The organism is Luteimonas sp. MC1825 (assembly GCF_014764385.1).
Taxonomy (GTDB): Bacteria; Pseudomonadota; Gammaproteobacteria; order Xanthomonadales; family Xanthomonadaceae; genus Luteimonas.
The window spans coordinates 920,460-943,764 of record NZ_CP061714.1 but is presented as its reverse complement, the minus strand read 5'-3'; the positions used below and the strand labels follow the sequence as shown (position 1 = coordinate 943,764).

The 23,305-nt window shown below is 70.0% G+C and carries 21 protein-coding genes; 11 read left to right on the top strand and 10 right to left on the bottom strand.

The genetic code is table 11. The features are described from left to right. Window position 1: 1 nt before the first annotated feature. From egtB to IDM46_RS04360, 4 genes are all read left to right on the top strand, one after another. A complete protein-coding gene (gene egtB, locus IDM46_RS13575) occupies window positions 2–1,312 on the top strand; it encodes an ergothioneine biosynthesis protein EgtB (protein ID WP_223878024.1) in 1,311 nt (436 codons plus the stop codon). Next, a complete protein-coding gene (egtD, locus tag IDM46_RS04370) occupies window positions 1,270–2,295 on the top strand; it encodes an L-histidine N(alpha)-methyltransferase (protein WP_223878053.1) in 1,026 nt (341 codons plus the stop codon). Before egtB ends, egtD begins: the two co-directional genes overlap by 43 nt. Window positions 2,296–2,466: 171 nt before the next feature. Continuing rightward, window positions 2,467–4,548, top strand: a complete 2,082-nt coding sequence (locus IDM46_RS04365) for a catalase (protein ID WP_343203855.1) — start codon at window positions 2,467–2,469, stop codon at window positions 4,546–4,548. Between the two features lie 2 nt (window positions 4,549–4,550). Continuing rightward, window positions 4,551–4,883 carry a thioredoxin family protein gene (locus IDM46_RS04360; protein WP_185114913.1) on the top strand — a complete coding sequence of 111 codons (333 nt, stop codon included), beginning with the start codon at window positions 4,551–4,553 and terminating at the stop codon, window positions 4,881–4,883. Between the two features lie 27 nt (window positions 4,884–4,910). On the opposite strand, the gene IDM46_RS04355 is transcribed toward IDM46_RS04360, so the two are convergent. Continuing rightward, complete coding sequence (locus IDM46_RS04355) at window positions 4,911–5,417, bottom strand: hypothetical protein (RefSeq protein ID WP_185114912.1); 507 nt, start codon at window positions 5,415–5,417, stop codon at window positions 4,911–4,913. A gap of 179 nt (window positions 5,418–5,596) precedes the next feature. Here IDM46_RS04355 and IDM46_RS04350 point away from each other — a divergent pair, with 179 nt between their 5' ends. Then, window positions 5,597–7,456, top strand: coding sequence for an FUSC family protein (locus tag IDM46_RS04350; protein WP_185114911.1), 1,860 nt, complete (start codon window positions 5,597–5,599; stop codon window positions 7,454–7,456). A gap of 12 nt (window positions 7,457–7,468) precedes the next feature. Here the strand turns inward: IDM46_RS04350 and IDM46_RS04345 are convergent, their stop codons facing one another. The 6 genes from IDM46_RS04345 to IDM46_RS04320 all read right to left on the bottom strand — a co-directional run bounded on the left by IDM46_RS04345 (window position 7,469) and on the right by IDM46_RS04320 (window position 13,460). Further along, window positions 7,469–8,023, bottom strand: a complete 555-nt coding sequence (locus tag IDM46_RS04345; protein WP_185114910.1) for a GIY-YIG nuclease family protein — start codon at window positions 8,021–8,023, stop codon at window positions 7,469–7,471. Further along, on the bottom strand, window positions 8,023–8,592 hold the full coding sequence (locus tag IDM46_RS04340) for an alpha-ketoglutarate-dependent dioxygenase AlkB (RefSeq protein ID WP_185114909.1): 570 nt from the start codon (window positions 8,590–8,592) through the stop codon (window positions 8,023–8,025). The genes IDM46_RS04345 and IDM46_RS04340 overlap by 1 nt, the downstream gene beginning before the upstream one ends. Before the next feature lie 460 nt (window positions 8,593–9,052). Then, complete coding sequence (fabB, locus tag IDM46_RS04335; RefSeq protein WP_185114908.1) at window positions 9,053–10,273, bottom strand: beta-ketoacyl-ACP synthase I; 1,221 nt, start codon at window positions 10,271–10,273, stop codon at window positions 9,053–9,055. Next, complete coding sequence (gene fabA / locus IDM46_RS04330) at window positions 10,273–10,788, bottom strand: 3-hydroxyacyl-[acyl-carrier-protein] dehydratase FabA (RefSeq protein WP_182822129.1); 516 nt, start codon at window positions 10,786–10,788, stop codon at window positions 10,273–10,275. Before fabA ends, fabB begins: the two co-directional genes overlap by 1 nt. A gap of 112 nt (window positions 10,789–10,900) precedes the next feature. After that, window positions 10,901–12,991 (bottom strand): TonB-dependent copper receptor, encoded by a 2,091-nt coding sequence (locus IDM46_RS04325; protein ID WP_223878023.1) that lies wholly within the window; start codon window positions 12,989–12,991, stop codon window positions 10,901–10,903. Between the two features lie 70 nt (window positions 12,992–13,061). Then, the gene (locus tag IDM46_RS04320) at window positions 13,062–13,460 is read right to left on the bottom strand and encodes a DUF2946 family protein (RefSeq protein WP_185114907.1); all 399 of its coding nucleotides are present in this window, start codon (window positions 13,458–13,460) and stop codon (window positions 13,062–13,064) included. Between the two features lie 164 nt (window positions 13,461–13,624). Here IDM46_RS04320 and IDM46_RS04315 point away from each other — a divergent pair, with 164 nt between their 5' ends. Beyond that, entirely contained in the window at window positions 13,625–14,296 is a 672-nt protein-coding gene (locus tag IDM46_RS04315; protein ID WP_185114906.1) for a hypothetical protein, read from the top strand. A gap of 4 nt (window positions 14,297–14,300) precedes the next feature. On the opposite strand, the gene IDM46_RS04310 is transcribed toward IDM46_RS04315, so the two are convergent. Then, on the bottom strand, window positions 14,301–14,702 hold the full coding sequence (locus IDM46_RS04310; RefSeq protein ID WP_185114905.1) for a host attachment family protein: 402 nt from the start codon (window positions 14,700–14,702) through the stop codon (window positions 14,301–14,303). A 128-nt stretch (window positions 14,703–14,830) separates the two neighbouring features. On the opposite strand from IDM46_RS04310, the gene IDM46_RS04305 reads away from it, so the two are divergent. The 5 genes from IDM46_RS04305 to IDM46_RS04285 all read left to right on the top strand — a co-directional run bounded on the left by IDM46_RS04305 (window position 14,831) and on the right by IDM46_RS04285 (window position 20,014). Further along, the gene (locus IDM46_RS04305) at window positions 14,831–15,982 is read left to right on the top strand and encodes a PAS domain-containing sensor histidine kinase (RefSeq protein ID WP_185114904.1); all 1,152 of its coding nucleotides are present in this window, start codon (window positions 14,831–14,833) and stop codon (window positions 15,980–15,982) included. Then, entirely contained in the window at window positions 15,982–16,341 is a 360-nt protein-coding gene (locus IDM46_RS04300; protein WP_182822158.1) for a response regulator, read from the top strand. The genes IDM46_RS04305 and IDM46_RS04300 overlap by 1 nt, the downstream gene beginning before the upstream one ends. Before the next feature lie 117 nt (window positions 16,342–16,458). Next, window positions 16,459–16,863: a hypothetical protein gene (locus IDM46_RS04295; RefSeq protein WP_185114903.1), complete on the top strand. Its 405-nt coding sequence runs from the start codon at window positions 16,459–16,461 to the stop codon at window positions 16,861–16,863. Then, complete coding sequence (locus IDM46_RS04290; RefSeq protein ID WP_185114902.1) at window positions 16,860–18,341, top strand: ATPase domain-containing protein; 1,482 nt, start codon at window positions 16,860–16,862, stop codon at window positions 18,339–18,341. The genes IDM46_RS04295 and IDM46_RS04290 overlap by 4 nt, the downstream gene beginning before the upstream one ends. A gap of 26 nt (window positions 18,342–18,367) precedes the next feature. Continuing rightward, window positions 18,368–20,014 (top strand): diguanylate cyclase, encoded by a 1,647-nt coding sequence (locus IDM46_RS04285; RefSeq protein WP_185114901.1) that lies wholly within the window; start codon window positions 18,368–18,370, stop codon window positions 20,012–20,014. Here the strand turns inward: IDM46_RS04285 and IDM46_RS04280 are convergent. Both IDM46_RS04280 and IDM46_RS04275 read right to left on the bottom strand, forming a co-directional pair. Then, window positions 20,004–21,695 carry an ATP-binding protein gene (locus IDM46_RS04280; protein WP_182822175.1) on the bottom strand — a complete coding sequence of 564 codons (1,692 nt, stop codon included), beginning with the start codon at window positions 21,693–21,695 and terminating at the stop codon, window positions 20,004–20,006. The two genes, IDM46_RS04285 and IDM46_RS04280, sit on opposite strands and share 11 nt — an antisense overlap. Beyond that, complete coding sequence (locus tag IDM46_RS04275; protein WP_182822177.1) at window positions 21,682–23,199, bottom strand: ATPase domain-containing protein; 1,518 nt, start codon at window positions 23,197–23,199, stop codon at window positions 21,682–21,684. The genes IDM46_RS04280 and IDM46_RS04275 overlap by 14 nt, the downstream gene beginning before the upstream one ends. Between the last annotated feature and the right edge of the window lie 106 nt (window positions 23,200–23,305).

Below are 23,305 nucleotides of genomic sequence, written 5' to 3'. Positions count from 1 at the left end.
CATGCCCTCCCTCCAGGCATCCATCGCAGCTCCGCCGGCCGCCATTGATGGCACCACGCCGGACCTCCGCGCGCGTTTCGCCACGGTCCGCGCGCGCACGCGCGCGCTGGCCGCACCGCTTTCGGCCGAGGACGCGCAGCTGCAGTGCATGGCCGACGCCAGCCCGGCCAAATGGCACCTCGCCCACACCACCTGGTTCTTCGCACGCTTCGTGCTGGGCAGGCTTGGCGAGCCGCCCATTCCCGCGGGCTGGGACTACCTGTTCAACAGCTACTACGTCGGCGCAGGCGAACGCCATCCGCGCGCCAGCCGGGGGCTGGTGTCGCGCCCCACGCTGGCCGAGGTGCTGGCGTGGCGCGACGCGGTCGATGACCGTGTCCTGGCCCTGCTGGATGCCGGTGGCCTGGATGCCGGCGCGCGCGACGTGCTGCTGCTCGGCACGCACCACGAACAGCAGCACCAGGAGCTGCTGCTGACCGACATCAAGCACGCGTTCTGGAGCAATCCGCTGGCCCCCGCCTACCACCCCCCCGATGCCGACGCGTCCGTGCCCGGCGCACCCGCTGCGGCGGAACCGGGGCTGCGCTGGCTTGCGCGCGATGAAACGCTCACCGAGCTAGGCGCCGCGCCGTGGCCGGGCGGCGCCTTCGCCTTCGACAACGAAACACCGCGCCACCGCGCGCTGGTGCCCGCGCACGCGCTGGCCAGCCGGGCGGCGACCAACGCCGAATTCGCCGCGTTCGTGGACGACGCCGGCTACGCCACGCCCACGCTGTGGCTCAGCGACGGCTGGGACCTGGCCGCGCGCGAAGGCTGGCAGCGCCCGCTGTACTGGCACGCCGACGGGGTGCGCGAGTTCACGCTCGCCGGCTGGCGCGAACGCGATCCGCATGCACCGGCCTGCCACCTGTCGCACTACGAGGCGGACGCGTTCGCCCGCTGGGCGGGGGCGCGCCTGCCCACCGAAGCCGAATGGGAGCTGGCCGCTGCCGGCCGCCCCGTAGAAGGCGACTTCGCCGATGGCGGCGTATTCCAGCCGCGCGCGCAGGCCGCCGCCGGCGACGGCCCACATGGCCTGTTCGGCGGCACCTGGGAATGGACGTCGAGTGCCTATGCGCCCTACCCCGGCTTCCGTCCGCTGCCCGGCACGCTGGGCGAGTACAACGGCAAGTTCATGAGCGGACAGCTGGTACTGCGCGGCGGCAGTTGCGCCACGCCGCGAGACCACGCCCGCGCCAGCTATCGCAATTTCTTCGCGCCCTCCGCGCGCTGGCAGTTCAGCGGCGTGCGCCTGGCCAGGGACCGCGCGTGAACAGCGACCTGCCGATCACCGACCTGCATCCCACGCCCGACGACATCACCGGCGATGTGCTGCGCGGGCTGTCGGCGACGCCGAAGCGGCTGCCCTCGAAGTATTTCTACGACCGGCGCGGGTCGGAGCTGTTCGAGGCCATCACCCGCCAGCCCGAGTACTACCCCACGCGCATTGAACTGGCCCTGCTGGAGGCACGCGGCGCGCAGATCGCCGCCGCGGTCGGCCCGCGCGCGCACGTGGTCGAGTACGGCAGCGGCAGCGGCCGCAAGACGCGCCTGCTGCTGGATGCGCTCGACGATCCGGTCGCCTACACGCCGATCGAGATCTCGCGCTCGGCGCTCACCGCCAGCGCCGACCGCCTGGACCGCGAGTTCGGCGATGTCGAGGTGCTGCCGGTACTGGCCGACTTCACCTGCCCGGTGCCGCTGCCCGCGCCGTCGCGCGCGGCTGATCATGCGCTGGTGTTCTTCCCCGGCTCGACGCTCGGCAACTTCGACCGCGCCGAGTCCGTGCGGCTGCTCGCGGCGATGCGCGACACCATGGGGGAACGTGGCGGCGCCCTGGTCGGCATCGACCTGGAGAAGGATCCGGCCGTGATCGAAGCCGCGTACAACGACGCGGCCGGGGTGACCGCCGCGTTCACCCTCAACCTGCTGGCGCGCCTCAACCGCGACATCGGCAGCGACTTCGCGCCCGACGGGTTTGCGCATCGCGCGCGCTACCTGCGCAACGAAGGCCGCATCATGACGACGCTGGAAAGCCTGCGCGCGCAGGCGGTCACCGTGGACGGCCAGCGCTTCGCGTTCGCGGCCGGCGAGCAGATGCACGTCGAGCAGAGCCAGAAGTACAGCGATGCACGCTTCGACGCGCTGGTCCGCGAGGCCGGCTTGCGCGTCGTCGAACGCTGGAACGACCCGCTCGACTGGTTCGGCCTGCGACTGCTGCGCCGCGGGGAACCGCTGGCCGGGACGCCCCGGTAGCCGCGCGCGGTCCGCCACCCCCACGTGGGCTTTACATCCCAAGGCGGACCATGGCGTTCCGACCCGCCCCCGGAACGCCCCATGGCCAGACCCAAGACGCCGACCGCCACGCCCCCCGGCAGGCAGCCCCCGACCGCGCCGAAGGCGCCGGACCCCAAGCCGGCCGGCAGCATCGGCCGCCGCGCCGGCGCCGATCCCGATGCCGACGCTCCGCGCGGCCACGGCGACGAACTGCAGCAGCAGGCCGGGGGCCCGCGTCCGCAGCTCACCACCAACCAGGGGCTGGTGATTGCCGACAACCAGAATTCGCTGCGCGCGACGCCCAAGGGCCCGACGCTGCTGGAAGACTTCATCCTGCGCGAGAAGATCACCCACTTCGACCATGAGCGCATTCCCGAGCGCATCGTGCACGCGCGTGGTTCCGCCGCACACGGCTACTTCGAACTGACGGAATCGCTCGCGAAGTACAGCCGCGCGAAGCTGTTCACCGAGGTCGGCACCCGCACGCCGGTGTTCACCCGCTTCTCCACCGTGGCCGGCGGCGCCGGCTCGGTCGACACGCCGCGCGACGTGCGCGGTTTCGCGGTCAAGTTCTACACCTCCGAAGGCAACTTCGACCTGGTCGGCAACAACATCCCGGTGTTCTTCATCCAGGACGCGATGAAGTTCCCGGACGTGGTGCACTCGGTGAAGATGGAGCCAGACCGCGCCTTCCCGCAGGCGGCAAGCGCGCACGACACGTTCTGGGACTTCATCACGCTCACGCCGGAATCGATGCACATGATCATGTGGGCGATGAGCGACCGCACCATCCCGCGTTCGCTGCGCACCATCGAAGGCTTCGGCGTGCACAGCTTCCGCCTGCTCGACGAGGCCGGCAACAGCACGTTCGTCAAGTTCCACTGGCGGCCGAAGCTCGGCATCCAGTCGACCGTGTGGGACGAGGCGCTGAAGCTGCAGGCCGCCGACAACGACTACCACCGCCGCGACCTGTTCGAGAACATCACCGCCGGCAACTATCCCGAATGGGAGTTCGGCGTGCAGCTGTTCACCGAAGCCGAAGCCGAGGCGTTCCCGTTCGACCACCTCGACCCCACCAAGATCATCCCCGAGGCCCTGGTGCCGGTGCAGATCGTCGGCCGCATGGTGCTCGACCGCTGGCCGGACAACTTCTTCGCCGAGACCGAACAGGTGGCGTTCTGCCCGACCAACATCGTGCCCGGCATCGACTTCAGCAACGACCCGCTGCTGCAGGGCCGGCTGTTCTCCTACCTCGACACCCAGCTGATCCGCCTTGGCGGGCCGAACTTCCACCAGATCCCCATCAACCAGCCCAAGTGCCCGTTCGCCAACCACCAGCGCGATGGCCACATGCAGATGCAGGTGCACAAGGGCCGCGTGAACTACGAGCCCAGCTCGCTGCAGGACGACAGCCCGCGCGCCGATGCCGAGGCCGGGTTCCGCAGCCATGCCACGCCGCCCGATGACGGCGCCAAGGGCCGCATCCGCGCGGAAAGCTTCGCCGACCACTACAGCCAGGCGCGGATGTTCTTCCGCAGCCTCGAGGCGCCGGAGCAGGCGCACCTGGCGTCGGCGCTGGTGTTCGAACTGTCCAAGGTGGAGACGCCCAAGGTGCGCGAGCGCATGGTCGGCCACCTGCGCCACATCGATGAATCGCTGGCACAGCGCGTGGCCGATGGGATGGGACTCGACACGCTTCCACCCGCGCCCGACGCCGCGGTGCCGCCGCGCGACATGCCTCCGGCGCCGGAGGTGCGCATCATCGGCCGCATGAAGCACACCCTGCAGCACCGCGCCGTCGGCATCCTCATCGATGACGGCAGCGATGGCGCGGCGTTGAAGGCGCTGCGCAAGGCCGCGGAATCCGCCGGCGCCACGGTCACGCTCATCGCGCCCAAGCTCGGCGGCGCGGTGCTCTCCGACGGCAGCAAACAGCCGGCCGACGGCCAGCTTGCCGGCACGCCGTCGCAGCTGTTCGACGCCGTCGCCGTGCTGCTGTCCGCCGACGCCGGCAGGAAGCTCGCGAAGGAATCCGCCGCCGTCGACTTCGTCGCCAACGCCTGGGTGCACCTCAAGGCGATCGCTTCGGATGCCGGCGCGGCGCCGTTGCTGAAGGCCGGCAACGTCGGCAAGGATGCCGGCACGGTGGACGCCGCCGACAGCAAGGGGTTCATCGATGCCGCCAGCACGCGGCAATGGGCGCGCGAGCCGAACGTGCGGACCCTGGCCTGAGCATGGCCTACGTCTCCGGCTACGCGCCCGAGGGCATGACCCGCGAGGAGGTCGACGCGCTTCCCGGCGCGACGGTCCTCGAGTTCGGCACCGACTGGTGCGGGTTCTGCCAGGGGGCGCAGCCGGCGATCGAGGCCGCGCTCGCCGCGCATCCGGACCTGCGCCACATCAAGGTCGAGGACGGCAGCGGTCGCCCTCTCGGCCGCTCGTTCCGCATCAAGCTGTGGCCGACGCTGGTGCTGCTGCGCGACGGCGAGGAGGTCGCGCGCGTGGTGCGTCCATCGTCGCGCGCAGAAGTGGACCGCGCAGTCGAACTGCTGGCCCCGCCGGCCTGAAGGCGGCGGGCGGCCGGCGGCCCTCGCTCAAGCGTTGCGGATGTGCGCCACCTGCGGCTGCACCATGATCCTCGCGCCCTTGAAATACAGCATGCGCAGTTGCCTGCCGCGCGGCGACCAGCCGATGAAATGCGCACCCGCCTCCGCCTCGTACATGTCCTGGTAACGGACGCTCATCGCATCGTTCTGCAGTTCGATCATCACGCCAACCGATTCGGGCTGCGGCAGCGACGCGTTGTACGCCTCGAGCGTGTCGCGCGCACGCACCAGGAACGGCATGGTCAGCTTCATGCCGCGGTGCGAGGGCGCGAAGAACTGCCGGTACAGGTAGGTGGGCTGGCCGAACGACGGCACGATGCCAAGCACCGCGGTGCCGACGCTCCAGATCCCGCCGTCCCCGTCGCGGCCCACCAGCACCGCCTGGGTGGCGCGCTCGGCGGCCTTGGTCGGGTCCGGGATCGCGTTGTTGCGCGCCCAGAACGCGATCAGTTCCGACGCCAGCGCCGGCGTGACCTGCTTCCAGACCGGAATCATGTCCAGCGCCATCAGGACCGGCCCCGCTGCTGCGGTGATGCCTGCTTCATCGCATCCACTCCGTCGGTTGGTTGACCCGATCATCGCGCATGGCGTCGCCACGCCGCAATCCGCGCATGCGCCAGGTTGCTTCGCAACGCGGATGCCTAGAATGGAACGTCTTCCGGGAACCCGAGGCCGTGGCCGCGCCCATTCTTGCCAGCCTGCTGCGCGGCATGTCCGAAATCCGACCGGCCCCGCCCGACCGCGTGCGCTTCGCCCTGCGTGCGGCCGGCTGCATGGGCGCGCCGATCCTGGTCGGCTGGATTGCAGGCGACACATCCGCGGGCCTCATGGCCTCGATTGGCGGATTCACCGCGCTGTACGGCGACGGTCGCGCCTACCTGCACCGTGCCGCGCAGCTGGCGTCGATCGCCGTGGCGTTCGCGCTCGCGACCTGCCTCGGTCTGTGGGCGGCACCCGACATCGCGCCTGTGGTCGCGGTGGTGGCGCTGGTGGCGATGGCCGCCACCTGGATCGGCAACGCGCTGCGCATCGGCCCGCCCGGTGCCTACATGTTCGCGCTGGCCTGCGCCGCGGCGACGTCCATGCCTGCCGGGCACCTGACGCCGCTCACTGCCGGGCTGCTGGTGGGCAGCGGCGGGCTGTTCGCCTGGGTGGTGCACATGTCGGGCGCGCTGTTCGATTTCCGCGGGCCGGAGCGCAAGGCCGTGGCCGCGGCAGGCAAGGCGGTGGCCGCGTACCTGGCCGGCATCGGCACGCCCGGCGAGTCCTCGGCGCGGCAGCAGGTCGCCTTCGTGCTGCAGAACGCGTGGTCGGTGCTGGTCGACCAGCAGCCCGTCCAGGCGCGCGGCAGCGCCACGCTCGGGCGGCTGCGCACCGTCAACCGCGAACTGCACCTGTGCTTCGCCGAAGCGATGGGGGCCGCCAGTCGCGGGCAGGTCCCGGACACGGACCTGATGGTGCGCACCAGCGCACTGCGGGACGCCATGGCAGGCCTGGACGCCGTGGAGGTGACCGCGCACGACGCCGTGCCGCTCGGCCATCCGCGCGCGTCGTCGCGGCTCCGCGAGGCACTGGCACCCGGCTCGGACGCGCAGCGCATCGTGCTGCGCGTCGGCATTGCGGCGGTGTTCGCCGGCACGCTGGGCGCGTGGTTCGCCTTCGAGCGTGCCTACTGGGCAGTGGCGGCCGCGGTGCTAATGCTCCATCAGGGCTTCGACTGGCTGCGCATGCTGCAGCGCAGCCTCGAGCGCCTGCTGGGCACCTGGATCGGCCTCCTGCTCGCCGGCGTTCTGCTCTGGCTGAACCCTCAGGGACTCTGGCTGGTGCTGGCGGTGATGGCGCTGCAGTTCACCATCGAGATGGTGGTGATGCGCAACTACGCGCTGGCGGTGGTGTTCATCACCGCAGCGGCACTCACCATCGCCAGCGGCGGCCGCCCCGTGGAGGCCATCGACAGCTACCTGCTGGCCCGCGGCGTGGACACCCTGGCCGGCTGCGCGGTCGCCCTGGCCGTGTTCCGCGTGCTGCCGCCGCAGGCCGCCAGCACCGCCATCCCCGCGCGCGTCGCCGCCGTGCTGCGCGCGATAGAAGCGTTGATCCCGATCCTCGCCAGCGGTGCGGTCACCACGCCCGCGGCACGCCGGGCGCGCGACCAGGTGCTGCAGGCCAGCTTTGCCGTGGTGCGCGCGCACGAGCAGGGCCTGGCAAGCTCGCGACTCCAGCGCCGTGCCGCCGACGAGGCCTGGCCGACGGTGGCCGCCACCGAGCGCCTCGCCTACCGCGCGCTGTCGGCGTGCTGGGCGCTGGAGCGGCTGGGTGGGGCAGCGGCCGCCGAGTCGGCCGCCGCGATGTTCGATGGCGGTGGCGAAGCACGGCTGCGTGCCGCGCTCGCCACGCTCGCGGTCGCTGTGACCGCAGGCCACGCCACGCCGGCACTGCCACCGCTGCCGCATGTGCTCGAGGCCGAGGTGCAGGGCGTCCGCGCGTGCATGGCCCGGCAGGCCACGCCGTCCGCACCGGCCGCGGCACTCTGACGGCGCGCGACGTCAGCCGCGCCGGTACCAGCGCTCGACCTGCGCCGGCAGCAGCGGCGTGACATCGATCCCGAGCGCCGTGTAGGCATCCAGCACGTCCCGGGCCTGCGCCTGTGCCGGCGTGGATCCGGTGAGGCCATCAAGTTCGTCCACCGACAGCTGTGCGGCGGCCCAGTCGTGCAGCTGGTCGCTGCGTGCGATCAGCGCCTCGCGCAACCACGGGCGCAAGGCATGCACCGTGAAGCCGTCCGCGGCCAGCGCGGCCACCGCCACGTCCAGCTGCGCGCCCGCGCCGCGGTACCACTCGGTATGACCACCCGCCTGGTGCCGCGCGGTCAGGGGCGCCGCCGCGTTGTGGTCGACGAGTCGCCGGCGCAATGCCAGCTCCAGGTCGCGCGCGTCACGCACGGTCTCGGTCTCGACCAGCCAGCCGCGGTCGAGATCGAAGAACTCGAACCAGCGCCGGTGCAACTGCCGCAGGCGGGCAAGGGGATCGCGAGAAAATCCAAGCTTGCACTGGTCCTCCCAGTGGCAGGGAAACACATACAGGTGGCAGCGGCCGGCCATCAGCGCGGCCTCACGCGAAACACCACGCTGATGCGCGCCCCCACCGGGCGCGCCGTCTTGGGGATGCCGTGCTCGTGGCTCACCTGCGATGCGTGGCTCATCGCCAGCAAGCTGCCGTGGTGGAGCTCCACGGTGAGTCCTTCGCGCCGGCCCGCCTTGGCGCGGATGCGCATGCGCCGCGGGTCTCCCAGCGACACCAGGGCGATCGGGTGCGAGGGCACCAGGGTGTGCAGCTTGTCGTTGTGCATCGCGACGCTGTCATTGCCGTCGCGGTAGAGGTTGAGGCCCACGCCGGTATACGGCGCCGGCACCTCGACCTCGACGCGCGCAAGGATCTCCGCCAGCGGCAACACCGGCGGCAAGGCGTCGGTGCGGTAGGAGGCGAGCAGCCGCGGGACGTCGACGATGCGGTCGTACATCGGGCGGCGCTCGCTGTGCCAGTCGGCCTCGCGCTGCAGGGCTTCGAACCAGGCATCGGCGAGATCCGGGGGCACGAAGTCCGGCCAGTAGCGGATGCCGCCTTCGGCGTCGTCAACCAGTACCTGCGGGGGAGAGGCGAACAGGCCCATGCGCCGAGCATGCAGGTGGATCGTCTCACCAAGCGTGACGCGGCAGTCCAGGTTCCGGGTGGCGTGATTGCTCGCTGGCTGGGGGTTCAGAGCCGGAGGCTGGCGGGCTGTCGGGTTGGTGGGTACTCCGTGGGCTGACCCCCGCTTCTGTGATCGTGGGGTGTTTCCTGGTGGCAGACCGTGGCGGGGGATCTTTATGCCCACTGCGCACCCACCAACCCGCCATGGCGCGCTTCTGGCGGCCGCCAGGAAAAGCCGGCCAGCGCGACGCTTTCCCTCAAGCCGCAGCGCCGGTGGCAGCGGAGGGTGTACGGGTACGCAGCCGGCCTGAAGGGCCCGCGCTGCCGGACCGTCGCGCAGTACCCGTCCACCTCCCGACCCGGCCATGACCCATGCAGCGGGGACAGCCGGCTGGGTACCCGTACACCCTCCGCCTCTATCAAGCGAAGGCCTCGGCCAATCAGGGCGAGCGGAACACCAGCGTCGCGTTGGTGCCACCAAAGCCGAAGCTGTTCGACATCACCGTGCGCAGCGCCGCATCGCGGGTTTCGCGGATGATCGGATAGCCCTCGGCGCGCGGATCGAGCGACGTGATGTTGGCCGAAGCCGCCACGAAGCCCTCCTGCAACATGAGCAGGCTGTAGATCGCCTCGTGCACGCTGGCCGCGCCGAGCGAATGCCCCGTCAGGGCCTTGGTGGACGACAGCGGCGGAATGGCGTCGCCGAATGCCGCGCGCACCGCCTCGAGCTCCACGATGTCGCCCAGCGGCGTCGATGTGCCGTGCGTGTTGAGGTAGTCGATCGGCCCCACGCCCTGCCCGTCGAAGCCCGCCATCGCCATGCGCATGCAGCGCGCAGCGCCCTCGCCATTCGGCGCCACCATGTCGGCGCCGTCGGAGGTCACGCCGTAGCCGACCAGCTCCGCGAGGATCCGCGCTCCGCGCGCCACCGCATGGTCATGATCCTCGAGCACCAGCATGCCGGCGCCCGAACCGATGACGAAGCCGTCGCGCGCCTCGTCGTACGGACGCGACGCCTGTTCGGGCGTCTCGTTGTGGTGCGTGGACAGCGCGCCCATCGCATCGAACTGGCTGGTCATGCCCCAGTGCAGCTCCTCGCCGCCGCCGGCGAACACGACGTCCTGCACACCGTGGCGGATCATGTCGGCCGCCGCACCGATGCAGTGCGCGGAGGTCGCGCATGCCGCCGACAGCGAGTAGCTCACGCCGCGGATGCCGAACGCCGTGGCCAGGTTGGCCGATACCGTCGAGCACATCGTGCGCGGCACCATGTACGGGCCGATCTTGCGCACGCCCTTGGTGCGCAGCAGGTCGCCGGTTTCGATCTGCCACTGCGGCGAACCGCCGCCCGAGCCCGCGATCAGGCCGGCGCGCGGATCGCGCACCGCCTCGTCCGACAGGCCGGCATCGGCGATCGCATCGCGCATGGCCACGTACGAATATGCCGCCGCGTCGCCCATGAAGCGCCGCAGCTTGCGGTCGATCGCGGCCTCCAGGTCGATCGTGCAGGTGCCGGCAACGTGGCTGCGCAGGCCGAGCTCGACCTGCTCCGGCACCACGTGCAGGCCGCTGCGGCCCTCGCGCAGGGCGGACGCAACCGTCGCCGTGTCGTTGCCGAGTGGCGACACGATGCCCATTCCGGTGACAACCACGCGCTTCATCAGAAACCCTCCACGGACTGGAACAGGCCGACGCGCAGGCCGTCGGCTTCATAGATCAGGCGGTCATCCACATAGGTGCGGCCATCGGCGATGACCAGCGCCAGGCGGCCACGCATGACCCGCTTCACGTCGATTTCGTAACGCACCACCTTGGCGGCGGGCAGCACCTGGCCGGTGAACTTCACACCGCCGACGCCAAGCGCACGCCCGCGGCCGGGCTCGCCCAGCCACGGCAGGAAGAAGCCGGCCAGCTGCCACATGGCATCCAGGCCCAGGCAGCCCGGCATGACCGGGTCGCCTTCGAAATGGCAGGCGAAGAACCAGAGGTCCGGGCTGATGTCGAGCTCCGCGACGATCTGGCCCTTGCCGAAGCCACCGCCGGTATCGCTGATATGGGTGATGCGGTCGAACATCAGCATTGGCGGCGAGGGCAGGCGCGCGTTGCCGGGGCCGAACATTTCACCGCGGGCGCATTCGAGCAACTGGGATTTATCGAGTGAAGCAGGCCGTGACATGGACTGGACCGTATGGGGAAACCACGTAGTTTGCCTTACTGCACGGATGTCTCGCTGACTGCGGTCAGGAAACGTCAGTGCGCTTGCGTATGGAAACCATCGGAATCGTCCCCTAGTAGCGGTAATCCACCCGCACCCACGCGGTCCGCCCTGGCTCGTTGATGCGCACCGGATCCGCCGGGTAGCCGAAGTCGGCATTGCCGGCGAGGTTCAGGTGTTCGCTGTAGGCGCGATCGAAGGCGTTGTCCACGCCGGCGGTCAGCTGCAGGCTGGCGTTGAACCGGTAGCCGGCATTGAGCGCGAGCGTGGCGAAGCCGCTGCTGGCCTCGAAGTCCTGCCCGACCACGTTGCCGTAGCCCGGTGCCACGCGGTCCTGGCCATCCACCGCCCGCAGCAGCGCGCCGGCCGACCATGTGCCGTTGTCCCAGGCCACGCTGGCGCGCGCCTCCAGCGGCGGCATCTGCGGCAGCGGGCGGCCACTGTCGCGGTGCTCGCCGCGCGCATACGCGAGGCTGCCGCCGAACGTCCAGTCCGCCAGCGGCCGATACTCCACGCCCAGCTCCGCGCCGCGGATGTCGGCCGCGATATTGGACACCCGACTCATGCCGTCGTGCATGCCGCCGCTGAGGTAACGGAACTGGATGAAGTCGTCGACGCGCCCGGCGTACGCAGACACCCAGGCATGCAGTACCTTGCTCCGGTACTGCAGGCCGGCGTCGAGCTGGGTGGTCTTCTCGGTATCCACGCCGGCAAAGGCGTTGGCTGCGCCCATCGGGCCCAGGTCGGCGGAGAACAGCTCCCAGTAGTCGGGCATGCGTTCGGTGTGGCCGAGCCCGGCGAACCACGTCACGGGCGCGTCGACGAGGCCGTGTTCGAAGCGGAGGAAGCCGGCCTTGAGCGTCTCGCTGCGTGTCATGCCCGCAGTGGGGTTGGGCATCGCCACGCCGCCGTGCCCGCCCGACATCGTGCGGCGTGCGTCGCTCGCTTCGGAGCGGTCGATGCGCGCGCCGCCCACCCAGCGGCTGTTGTCGCCGCGGAAGCGTGTGCCTTCGGCAAACGCGCCCAGGCCCTCGAACCGCGCGTCGATGATCCACGGCCGCGCGGCATACGCCCCCCGCCCCATCGCGCTGCGGCGCCGGTGGCGGCTGCGCTGCAGGTCCAGGCCGGTCACCAGTTCGAAGCCATCCCCGCGCCAGGTCGCGGCCGCACGCCCACCGTCGGTGCTGCGTTCCACGTTGGACGCCATCGCCATGGGCATGGGGCCTGCGGGGTTAGGGTCGCGCAGGCTGTAGTTGTCCATCACGTGGTCGGCGACGTTGTGGTACGCGGTCGCCTCCAGCCGCGCCAGGCGCTCGCCGGGGTTGTCCTTCTCGAAGCGCAGGTTGTAGTTGCTGCGCCGGAAGCTGGCGCCATCCATGCCGCGCGTGGCATAGCGTGCCTGGCCGTCACCCGTGCCCACGCCGAGTTCCAGCAGCGTGTCCTCGTCCGGCGTCCAGCCGAATGCGACGTCGGTGTTCCATTTTTTCCACGCCGAGCCGACCGTACGCCCGCTGCCATCCTCGTAATCGCCCGACTCGGAACGGTTGGCGGTCAGCCGCGCGTAGCCGGGGCTTGCGCCGTAGAGGGCGTCCAGCACCTGGTCGTTGCGCCCGAAGCTGCCGCCGAGCGTGCTGGCGGAGACCTTGAGTGCCGGGTCGCTGAAGTGCTCGCGGTCGCGTTCGAAGCGCACCGTGCCGGCGGACGCGCCCGGACCCCAGAGCACGGTCTGTGGACCCTTGGTGACCACCAGCCGGTCGTAGGTGTCGGGCGCGATATACGACATCGCGTTGTCCATCCGCGACGGGCACGCGCCGTGCATCGCACCGTCGTTGGTCAGGAGGTTCAGGCGCGAACCGAACATGCCGCGCAGCACCGGGTCGCCGTTGCTGCCGCCGTTGCGCACCGCGGTGAAGCCGGGAATGGTCTTGAGGTAGTCGGCGCCGTCGCTGGCCGGGATCGGCTGGCGTGGGATGCCGGGATCGGTTTCATAGGTCAGCACGGACACCGGCGCGGCGGCGGTGACGACCACGGCGTCGAAATCCACCGTGCGCGGGGTTTCCGCTGACTGGTCGGGACCTGCAAGCAGCGCGGGACTGGCGAGCGCGGCGGCCATGGCCACGAACAGGCAGCAGGGTCGGATCAACGGGCAACAGGGGATCGTCATGGCGGGATTCCATGGAGAGAAAGGGCTTCAGGTGCGTGAGGCGGCGGAGGCCGGCGCGCGTGGGCGACAATCAGCCGTGGAGCGGCGGTCCGCGTGAGCCGAGCCCGTTGGGGTGCAGCCAAGGCAGGCGGAACCCGGTGCGCCCCTGGAAGGAAGCGGGTGCCGCGTTGGCAACCGGCGACAGCCCCGGGCCCGCGATGGCCGCGGCGGAAGCCAGCAGCGCACAGTAGTGGCAGTCCTGGCCCGCGACCACGGGGAGATCGGACGCGTCGCGGTCGTGGTGCCGCGCGCCGGCGGCGCGGTGATGCGCATCGTGCGCGGCGTGGTGCGCGGCATGCGCGCTGTCGTCGGGAAGCGCCACTTGCAGCAGGCGTCCCGCGGTGGGCACCAGCAGCAAGAGCAGCATTGCCGCCAGTCCGAACCGGGCCATCCAACGCTGCACTGCACGACGTTTCATGATGGTGGCCATTATCCGTGCCACGCCGGGCGCAACCCTGATGCAGGTCAAGGGCATCCGTACTGGTCCGCATCTTCGTGCGCGGAGCGCGGTGCGCGCTGCGCAGTGCGCGCCATCGCACGAAGGGGTCATCGGCCAGTCACACCGTGTGCGACGGCGCCGCCGACAATGGGCGCATGCAACCGATGATCGAACTCCACCCCCGGGCCGAGGCACTCAGCGGCCTCGGCCTTCCCGCAATCCCCTATCCGGTCGCGCTGCCTGCGTTCCAGGCGGCCGTCGCCAACGATGGTGCGCTCCCACTGGCGGACATGCTGCACGGGCTGCAGCTGCGCGCGGCCGACGGCAATGCCAACCACCAGCGCCTGGAACCCGCGATGGCACGGCTCGCCGAACTGCTCGCAGCGTCCGACGCATCTGACGTGGGCAGCGTGGCGCGAGAGAACTGGTGGCTCGAATTCGGCCCGGTGGACCTGGATCGCGCGATCATCACCGTGCAGCGCGGCGCGTCACTGCTCGCGGCGATCGCGCCGCGCAGCGACGGCAGGCTGCGCGTCGCCACCTATCGTCCCCTGGATGCCCGCGCCGCCGGCATGCTGCTCGCGCTCGCCACCGGCAACGGCTGGCAGCGCGCGCTGGACGCGGCTGCCGGCGTTGGCGAACACTTCGGCGGTGGCGTGGAAGGCGCGACCCACATCGCCTACTGGGAAGCGGGCATCGGCATCGGCCCTGACGGCAGCGTGCTGCCCGAATGGCGCGAGCAGCGCACGCGAGCGCTGCGCCATGCCGCGCATGTCGTGGCAGAGCTCGATACCTGCCACGCCTTCGGGCTCCACGCCACGCGCTGACCCCTTACTGCGCCTTCAGCGCGCGCTCGATGTCTTCCAGCGGCGCATTGGTGAGCGTCTTGCCGATCTCGGCGATGAGGCGCTGCTGGACTTCCTTGTGGAGCAGCGGCCTGATGCGCCCGAGCGTCGTGGGATCCGCGATCAGCACCAGGTGCTCGTACTGCTGTTTCAGCGCGCCCTCGTTGAGGGCCAGGGCCAGTTGCTTGCTGAACGTGGCCTCGTCGACCTGGCTGGCGGTCGACTCGTTGGGCATGCTGCCGGACGGTCCGTCGTCGTCCATGTTCATCAGTTCCATCACGTCGAACTGCTGCAGCGCTGGCGCGCGCTCATCGCCGCGGTTGCGGAATACGCGCGCGCCTTCTCCGTCGGCGACGACCACCAGGGTGTCTGCGGGGACCAGGGTCATGTGGAGCTCCATTCGAAAGGTGGCTCCACCTTCCGGCAATGGCGATCAACACCGCGTGACCCGCGACCCCGCAGGTGTGACGGGGCGTTGACGGGGTGACCACTAATGTACGCGTCCAGGGAGAACCCATGCCGCCGAGCCTCATGCCAGCACCGCCAGTCGACCTTGCCGACGAGCCACGCCAGTTTGCACTGCTGGTGAATTCAGTCACCGACTACGCGATCTACATGCTGGACGCGGAGGGATACGTGCGCACGTGGAATCCCGGCGGCATCCGCATCAAGGGATACCAGCCGGAACAGGTCATCGGCACGCACTTCAGCCGGTTCTACACCGAGGAGGAAGCGCGCGCGGGCGTGCCACAACGCAACCTGCACACCGCGGCCGCGGAAGGGCGATTTTCCGCCGACGGCTGGCGGGTGCGACGTGATGGCACGCACTTCATGGCAAGCGTGGTGATCGATCCGATCTGGAGCGGCGACGCGCTCATCGGCTTCGCCAAGATCACCCGCGACATCAGCGAACGGTTCGAGTCCGAGCAACGCCTGCAGGCTGCGCAGCAGGCGCTGTACCAGTCGCAGAAGCTTGAGGCCATCGGCCTGCTCACCCTCGGCCTGGCGCACGACTTCAACAACCTGCTGACCGTGGTCATCAACAGCCTGGACGTCATCGGCGGGCGCACGGATGACCCGAGGACCACGCGCGTGCTGGAGACGGCCATGCGCGCCGCGGACCGCGGCGTGCTGCTCACCCGGCAACTGCTGACGTTCGGGCGCGGCCAGGCGCTGGTGGCCGAGTCACTCGACATCAACGCGCTGCTCGTCGCCAACCGCGAGCTCCTGGCGCGCGCCGCCACCGAGCTTGTGGACCTCGGCTTCGAGCTGGCACCTGGCCTGCCGAAGGTGGAGATAGACCGCGGACAGTTCGAAGCATCGATCCTCAACCTGGTGAGCAACAGCCGGGATGCCATGCCCCGCGGTGGGCGCATCCGCGTTTCGACCTCGGCCCGGCGCGTACGGCTGCCCGCGGAGCCGGCCGGGGACGAGCGGCTGTTCGTCTGCACGGAGGTGTGCGACAACGGCTGCGGCATCGCGCCGGATGACCAGTCGCGTGTGTTCGAGCCCTTCTTCACCACCAAGGACGTCGGCCGCGGCAGTGGCCTGGGATTGAGCCAGGTGTTCGGCTTCGCGTCCCAGTCCGGTGGCTTCACCGAATTGACCAGCACCCCTGGCGGCGGCACCACCGTCGCCATTTACCTGCCCGCCTGCGAGAACCCTTGATGCCTTCTTCCCGCCTGTTGCTCGTCGAGGACGAGGACGACCTCCGCTTCCTGATCTGCGATGCGCTTTCCGACCTCGGCTATGACGTCACCACGGCGTCCAATGGCCTTGAGGCGATCGCGGAGCTCAACGGCGACGCGCGCTTCGACCACGTGATCACCGACGTCAGCATGCCGCACGGCGTCTCGGGCCTCGAAGTGGCCGCGGAGGCCGCCAAGGTGCAGCCCCAGGCCAGGCTCGTGCTGGTGTCCGGCTATCAGCGTTCGCAGCTGCCTCCGATTCCGGAAGGCACCCGCTTCCTGCCCAAGCCGTATCGCATCCATCAGCTGCTCGGCGTGCTGGAGGATGAGGCCGGGTAGGCCGGCATGCGCGACCCGCGAGACGCCGCGATCCACGCCGCCGGACGCGAAAGCGTAGGATGCAACTAGCCGCATGCGCGGGACTCCGGGCGGTAGATGCAACCCCAGGTGCACCAGGTGGACAGCGTCCTTCGCCGCATCGCGGCCGAGGGCAGCGGCATGGACGCCCTGGCGGCGCGCACGGAGGCCCTGTGGACCGACGTGGCGCGCGCGCTTGTGCCCATCATCGGCCAGCGCGGCATGTCCGCGCTGTACGAACGCGCCCTGCACCTCGCCGCAAGGCAACACCTCTGGCTCGCGCAGGCGTCAGGCCTGGACGGCGAGCCGGCGGTCTTCTCCTCGCTCGCCCGCGTGGCGTCCGAGCACGCGGTGGACGACGCGATCGCGGCAATCACCACCCTCTTTGAAACCTTCGACCGCCTGCTGGTCACCTTGATTGGCGCATCGCTCACCGAGCGCTTGCTGCAGCCGATATGGGACGTCCCGTCCGCCGGCACCACCCGACAGGACACTGCCCGATGAACAGCCAGATCGCCACCATCCGACGCCTGGCCACCGGCGTGAAAGGCCTCGACGACATCCTCGGCGGCGGCATCCCCGAATTCTCCTTCAACCTCATCGCCGGATCGCCGGGCGCGGGCAAGACCACGCTCGCGCACCAGCTGATGTTCGCGATGGCCACGCCGGAACGGCCGGCCCTGTATTTCACCGTGCTCGGCGAGCCGGCGCTGAAGATGCTGCGCTACCAGCAGCAGTTCGAATTCTTCGATGCGGAGCGGATCAACTCGTCGATCCGCTTCATCAACCTTGCCGACGACACCGCCAACGGCGACCTCGACAAGGTGCTGGCGCGCATCGTCGAGGAGGTTCGGACCCACGCCCCCGGCTTCGTGTTCGTGGACTCGTTCCGCTCGGTGATCCTCGCAAGCCAGGGCAAGGGCGACACGTTCCTGTCGCTGCAGGAATTCATCCAGCAGCTGGGCATCCTGCTGACCAGCTGGGAGGCCACGACGTTCCTGCTCGGCGAGTACTTCAGCGACAACGACCCCAACCCGATCTTCACCGTGGCCGACGGCCTGATCTGGCTGCGCCAGAGCGCGCAGCGCAACTCGGTGGTGCGCAAGCTCGAAATCGTGAAGATGCGCGGGCAGCCGACCTTGCCCGGGCTGCACACGTTCCGCATCACCCAGGCCGGGCTGCAGGCGTTTCCACCGCCACGGGTCGCGCCGACCGCGGTTGCCAGCACGATCCCGCCGCTGCAGGACCGCCTCAGCGTGGGCGTGCCCGGCCTGGACGAGATGCTCGGCGGCGGACTGCCGCGCGGGTATTCAATGCTGGTCGCCGGGCCCTCGGGCTCGGGCAAGAGCATCCTCGCCGCGGCGTTCCTGGCCGAGGGCGCGCGCCGGGGCGAGACCGGCGTCATCGCCGCCTTCGAGCAGCGTTCGCGGCAGTCGCGCGGGGCGGTGATCTCGGGCCTGATCGAGGATGGCCGTGTCGGCGTGATCGACTCCCGGGCGACCACGCTGTCGGTCGACGAGATCGCCATGCTGCTGATCGACGAAGTGCAGCGGCTCAAGGCGACGCGCGTGGTCATCGACTCGCTGTCGGGCTTCGAACTCGCGCTCGCCCCCACATTCCGCGAAGATTTCCGCGAGTCGCTGGCGCGACTGGTCTCGGCGCTTGCCGATACCGGCGCCACGGTACTGATGACCTCCGAGCTCGAGGACCGCTACAACCAGCTCAGCTTCAGTCCCTATGGCACGGCGTTCCTCACCGACGCGATCATCGTGCAGCGCTACATCGAGGTGGAAAGTCGCCTGGAGCGCGTGCTCGCGGTGGTCAAGGTACGCGGCAGCGCGCACTCGCACGACCTGCGCCTGTTCGACATCGACGAGCACGGCCTGCAGCTGGGTCCGCGCCTGGACGGCTACGAGGGCCTGCTCGGAGGGCGCCCGTCGCGGGTGCTCGAGGCCGTACCCGCGGGCGCGCCGCGGGAATGATCGCGACACCGCCCGGAGGTGAGAGGGTGACCGGGCCGGAATCCGCTGCGCAAGGCGTTGCGGCCGCGGCCAAGTCGCTGGCCACGCTGGAGGCACACGCCGTGCTGCTGCGCGCCGAGGTCGCCGGGCTCGAGGGTGTGCTCGCCAACCTGCGTGCCCGCAGGCCGACGGGCAACGGGGATGACCTGCGCGAAGCCAACGGCCAACTGGTGCTCGCCGCCTTGCGGGCGCAAGTGGTGGCCGAAGCCGCCGAGCGCCATCGTGACGAAGCGGCCCGCGCGGGCCAGAGGGATCCGCTGACCGGACTCCCCAACCGCGCCTCGATGCGCGATCGCCTGCGCATCGCACTGGCGGCCGCGCAGCGGCAGGGTACGCATGTCGCGGTGCTGTTCATCGATGTCGACCGTTTCAAGCTGATCAACGACAGCTTCGGCCATCCGGTCGGTGACCGCGTGCTGCAAGTCCTGGCGCGCCGCCTGGAGGCGAATCTCCGCGAAAACGACGCCGTGGGGCGCTATGGCGGCGAGGAATTCCTGGTGCTGCTCGACGACCTCGCCACCACCGACGACGTTCCAGGCATCGTGGAGACCGTGCAGGGCGTGCTGGCGCAGCCCGAGACCATCGCGGGTCACGGGATCGAGCTGTCCGCCAGCATCGGGATCGCCTTCTACCCCGACGACGCCACCGACGCGGCCGCGCTCATCGCGTGCGCGGATGCGGCGATGTATCGCGCCAAGCGGCGCGGACCGGGGGGCTACGAGTTCTGCCACGACATCGAACGCGACACCGCCGGTGCGCCGATCATCAACGCGGATGCCGTCGGCCTGCCCGCGGACCCTCGCCTCCCCGGCCACGCCGGCAGCCGGGCGCGGCAGGAGGCCCTGCAGGAAGCCAACGGCCTGCTGGTGGCCTCCGCCCTGCTCGCCCAGGCGCAGCAAACGCTGGCGGTCGACGCACATGCCCTGGCGCTCGGTTCGATGGCGACGGCCGCGCATGAACTGCGCAACCCGCTCACCCCGATCAGGCTGGCGGCCGGCATGCTCGGCGGTGCGCGCGACGACCTGGTGCGGTTCACCCGGCTCCGCGACATCATCGAAGCCGAGGTCGTCCACATCGCCCGGCTGGTCGACGACCTCGTCGACGGCTCGCGGGTGGTCAGCGGAAAACTCCGCCTCGAATGCGCGGACATCGAGCTGACCGCGGTGCTCGAGACCGCGGTGCTGACCTGCCGGCCTGTGATCGAGTCGCGGCAGCAGCAGCTGCTGGTCGACCTGCCAGCCGGCGATGCGATGCCCCTGCACGCCGACCATACCCGTCTCGTGCAGGTGTTCACCAACCTGCTCGACAACGCATCGAAGTACACACCAGAGGGTGGTCGCATCCGCCTGGTGGCGGCGTGTTCCTCCGACGCGCTTACCGTGACCGTCCACGACAACGGCATCGGCATACCGGCCGACGCCCTGCCCCACATCTTCGACATCTTCGTGCAGGATGCTGCCGCAGCCGCGCTGCGCCCCGGAGGGCTGGGCATCGGCCTGGCGATCGTCCGCGAACTCGTCGAATCCCACGGCGGCACGGTGGTCGGAAGCAGCAGCGGCACGGGACTGGGGAGCACGTTCACGGTCACCTTGCCGTCCCGCGATGATCCCGCGGGGCAGACCGCTACGGCGTGACCCGCCCGGCAGCGGCAAACGTGGCCAGCTGCCGCCGCACCGCGGCGCGCAATTCCTCCAGTGCGTAGGGCTTGCGCAATACCGGGATCTCGAGCGCCCGCGCTTCGTCGGCTGCAATCTCGGCGAACCCGCTCGTCAGCAGCACCGGCAGCCCGGGCCTGCGGCGATGGATCTCGCGCGCGAGCTCGATGCCGCTGGTGCCGCCGGGCATCATGATGTCCGAGAACACCAGGTCGATCCTGCGTCCGTCGGCAAGCGCGCCCAGCGCCGCCTTGGCGCTCTGCGCGTGCACCACGTCGTAGCCGATGACGCGCAGCATCTCCTCGACCAGGCTGGCCACCTCGGCATCGTCCTCGACCAGCAGCACGCGGTGGTCGGGCGATGATGCATCGCCCGCGGTGTCCGGCGCGCTGCCGACGGCTGCAGCCACGGGCTGTCGCGAGCGCGGCAACAGCAGCGTGATCGCGGTGCCCTGCCCGACCACCGAGTCGATCTCCACGCGCCCGCCGGACTGCTTGGCGACACCGTAGACCTGTGCAAGCCCGAGTCCGGACCCTTTGCCGACGTCCTTGGTGGTGAAGAACGGTTCGAACACGCGCGCTTTCACCGCCTCCGACATGCCGGCGCCGGTGTCGCGCACCACCAGGCGCACCAGCTCGGTCGCAGCGCCGTTGCCGGCGTCTACCACGTTCTCGCCGGTGATGGTGATCCGGCCACTGCCGTCCATCGCATCGCGCGCGTTGACGGCGAGGTTCAGGATCGCCAACTCGAACTCCCCGGCGTCAACGAACACCGGCCACAGGCCCGGGTCCAGCCGCACGTCCACGTCGACATCGCCGCGCAGGCTGCGGTCGAGCAGCTCGCGCATGTCGCCGATCAGCCTGGCCAGGTCGATGCTCTCGGGCCGCAGCGCATGGCTGCGCGAGAAAGTCAGCAACTGTCGCGTCAGCGCCGAGCCACGTCCGGAGGCCTGGCGCATCGCCGTCATGAAACGCTGCCGGCGCTCCGGATCCTGCTGCCGCTCCAGCATGTCCAGCCCTGCGGTGATCACCATCAGCAGGTTGTTGAAGTCGTGCGCCACGCCGCCGGTCAACTGGCCAAGCGCTTCCATCTTCTGTGCATGCCGCAGCGAGTGCTCGATGCGCGCACGTTCGGCCATTTCTTCGCGCAGCCGGGCATTGAGCGCGCGGAGTTCCATGGTGCGTGCCTGCACCTGCTCCTCCAGCGTGGCCGCGGCCACGGCGCGTGCCTCGAGCAGCGCGCGGATCTCCTGCTGCCGCTTGCGCGCACGCAAGGCCGCCTGCACCACGCTCACCAGGGTGATGGGCTGCACCGGCCGCTCGATCAGCGCCACGTTGCCGAGGCGCTCGATCTGCTGCTGGCGCCACGCGCCCGCACTCGGGTGGTCGCGCCGGCCGGTGAGCATCACGAACGGCAGGTCCGACCACGGCGGCTGGTCCTGGATCCACCCGGACAGTACGTCCAGCGGCTGGCCGATCAGTCCTTCCTCCGCCACGAACACCGCGGCGGCGGCATCCAGCGCGGCGACGAGGGTCGCGTAATCCGCGCATATCCGCGTGGCGATGCCCGCGCGCTGCAGCAGGTCGCATGCGGCCGTCGCGTCGCGCCCGGTGGGGGCAAAGACCAGGACCGGAGATCCGGCCGCCTCACTCCGGGGCACGGGCGTTACCAGGCAACAGGGGCTCGCTGCCGCCGGTGTAGGTAGGCATACCGGACAGCACGCCACTGAAGTCCGTCAGTGGCTGTCCCACCAGCACGCCGTGCCTGCCCAGCTGGAACTCGCGGATCGTCTGCTCGTGGAAGCCGCTGCGTTTCTTCACCACAGACAATGCCCGCCGCACCACGCCGGCATGCTCGAAGTAACGCAGCATCACCACCGCATCGCTCAGGTAGCTGATGTCCAGCGGTGCCTCGACCGGGCCGACCATGCCGTGCTGGGCGAGCACGAGGATGGTCACCACGCCCTGCTGGGCAAGGTAGGTCAGCAGTTCGTGCATCTGCAGGATCAGGAAACGCCCGTCCGGCATGGCGTTGAGATAGCCGTTGAGGCTGTCGATCACCACCATCCGCGCGCCGTCGCGCTCCACGCGCCGGCGCACGATGGCCGCGAATTCGCCGGGTGACATCTCGGCCGGATCGATCTGCTGGAAGAGCACCAGGCCATCGTCGATCGCCGAAGCCAGGTCGAGCCCGAGCGCCCTGGAGCGCGCTTCGATGGTGCCGCGCCCCTCGTCGAAGGCGAAGATCGCGCTGCGCTCGCCGCGCTGCGCGGCGCTGATGGCGTAGGTCAGCGCCAGCGAGGACTTGCCCACGCCGGCGGCACCGATCAGCAAGGCATTGGTGCCGCGTTCCAGGCCACCGCCCAGCAGCTTGTCCAGCTCGCCGTTGCCGCTGGGCGTGAAGTCGCTCGAGAACTCGGCCTGGTGATCGGAGGCGACCAGCCGTGGATAGACCTCGATGCCGCCCTTCACGATCTTCATGTCGTGGTAGCCGCCACGGAACTCGATGCCGCGCATCTTGATCACGCGCAGCCGGCGGCGCTCCGCGCCGTAGTCGATGGCCAACTGCTCCAGCAACACCACGCCGTGCGAGATCGAGTGCAACTGCAGGTCGTTCTGCTGCGAGGTCATGTCGTCCAGCAGCACCACCGTGCAGTTGCGGTTGGCGAAGAACTGCTTGAGCGCGAGCACCTGGCGCCGGTAGCGCAGCGAACTCTGCGCCAGCAGGCGCAGCTCCGACAGGCTGTCGATGACCAGCCGGACCGGATTCACCGTGCTCACCTGTTCAAGGATCAGGCGCGTGGTCTCGCCGAGCTCGAGCTCCGCGGGGTGCAGCAGGGTGATCTCCTGGCTCTGGTCGAGCATCGCCTCCGACGGCACCAGTTCCACGATGTCCACCCCGGCCAGGTTCCAGCCATGGCGCCGGGCCACGAGCTGCAGTTCGCGCTCGGTTTCGGACAGGGTGATGTACAGCACGCGCTCCCCGCGTCGCGCGCCGTCGAGCAGGAACTGCAGGGCCAGGGTGGTCTTGCCTGCCCCGGGGCGACCCTCGTAGAGGTACATCCGGTCGGCATCCAGCCCACCGCCGAGGATGTCGTCGAGGCCCGTGTTGCCGGTGGAGATGCGCGCGTCGTCGCGGTCTGGGGAAGCTTCTGCATGTGCCATTGACTGGGGCCCCGGTGTGCGGATTCCGTGTGTGCCGGACTATGAACAGGCAGGTGTGAAAGCCGTATCGACCATGAGGGTGGCGCGTTTGCACCGGTTCACGCTT

Excerpts from the sequence above, each read along its gene's own strand:
- egtB (WP_223878024.1), top strand. The coding sequence starts at position 2 with ATGCCCTCCCTCCAGGCATCCATCGCAGCTCCGCCGGCCGCCATTGAT.
- IDM46_RS04360 (WP_185114913.1), top strand. The coding sequence starts at position 4,551 with ATGGCCTACGTCTCCGGCTACGCGCCCGAGGGCATGACCCGCGAGGAG.
- IDM46_RS04355 (WP_185114912.1), bottom strand. The coding sequence starts at position 5,417 with ATGATTCCGGTCTGGAAGCAGGTCACGCCGGCGCTGGCGTCGGAACTG.
- IDM46_RS04345 (WP_185114910.1), bottom strand. The coding sequence starts at position 8,023 with ATGGCCGGCCGCTGCCACCTGTATGTGTTTCCCTGCCACTGGGAGGAC.
- IDM46_RS04340 (WP_185114909.1), bottom strand. The coding sequence starts at position 8,592 with ATGGGCCTGTTCGCCTCTCCCCCGCAGGTACTGGTTGACGACGCCGAA.
- fabB (WP_185114908.1), bottom strand. The coding sequence starts at position 10,273 with ATGAAGCGCGTGGTTGTCACCGGAATGGGCATCGTGTCGCCACTCGGC.
- fabA (WP_182822129.1), bottom strand. The coding sequence starts at position 10,788 with ATGTCACGGCCTGCTTCACTCGATAAATCCCAGTTGCTCGAATGCGCC.
- IDM46_RS04325 (WP_223878023.1), bottom strand. The coding sequence starts at position 12,991 with ATGACGATCCCCTGTTGCCCGTTGATCCGACCCTGCTGCCTGTTCGTG.
- IDM46_RS04320 (WP_185114907.1), bottom strand. The coding sequence starts at position 13,460 with ATGGCCACCATCATGAAACGTCGTGCAGTGCAGCGTTGGATGGCCCGG.
- IDM46_RS04315 (WP_185114906.1), top strand. The coding sequence starts at position 13,625 with ATGCAACCGATGATCGAACTCCACCCCCGGGCCGAGGCACTCAGCGGC.
- IDM46_RS04310 (WP_185114905.1), bottom strand. The coding sequence starts at position 14,702 with ATGACCCTGGTCCCCGCAGACACCCTGGTGGTCGTCGCCGACGGAGAA.
- IDM46_RS04305 (WP_185114904.1), top strand. The coding sequence starts at position 14,831 with ATGCCGCCGAGCCTCATGCCAGCACCGCCAGTCGACCTTGCCGACGAG.
- IDM46_RS04300 (WP_182822158.1), top strand. The coding sequence starts at position 15,982 with ATGCCTTCTTCCCGCCTGTTGCTCGTCGAGGACGAGGACGACCTCCGC.
- IDM46_RS04290 (WP_185114902.1), top strand. The coding sequence starts at position 16,860 with ATGAACAGCCAGATCGCCACCATCCGACGCCTGGCCACCGGCGTGAAA.
- IDM46_RS04275 (WP_182822177.1), bottom strand. The coding sequence starts at position 23,199 with ATGGCACATGCAGAAGCTTCCCCAGACCGCGACGACGCGCGCATCTCC.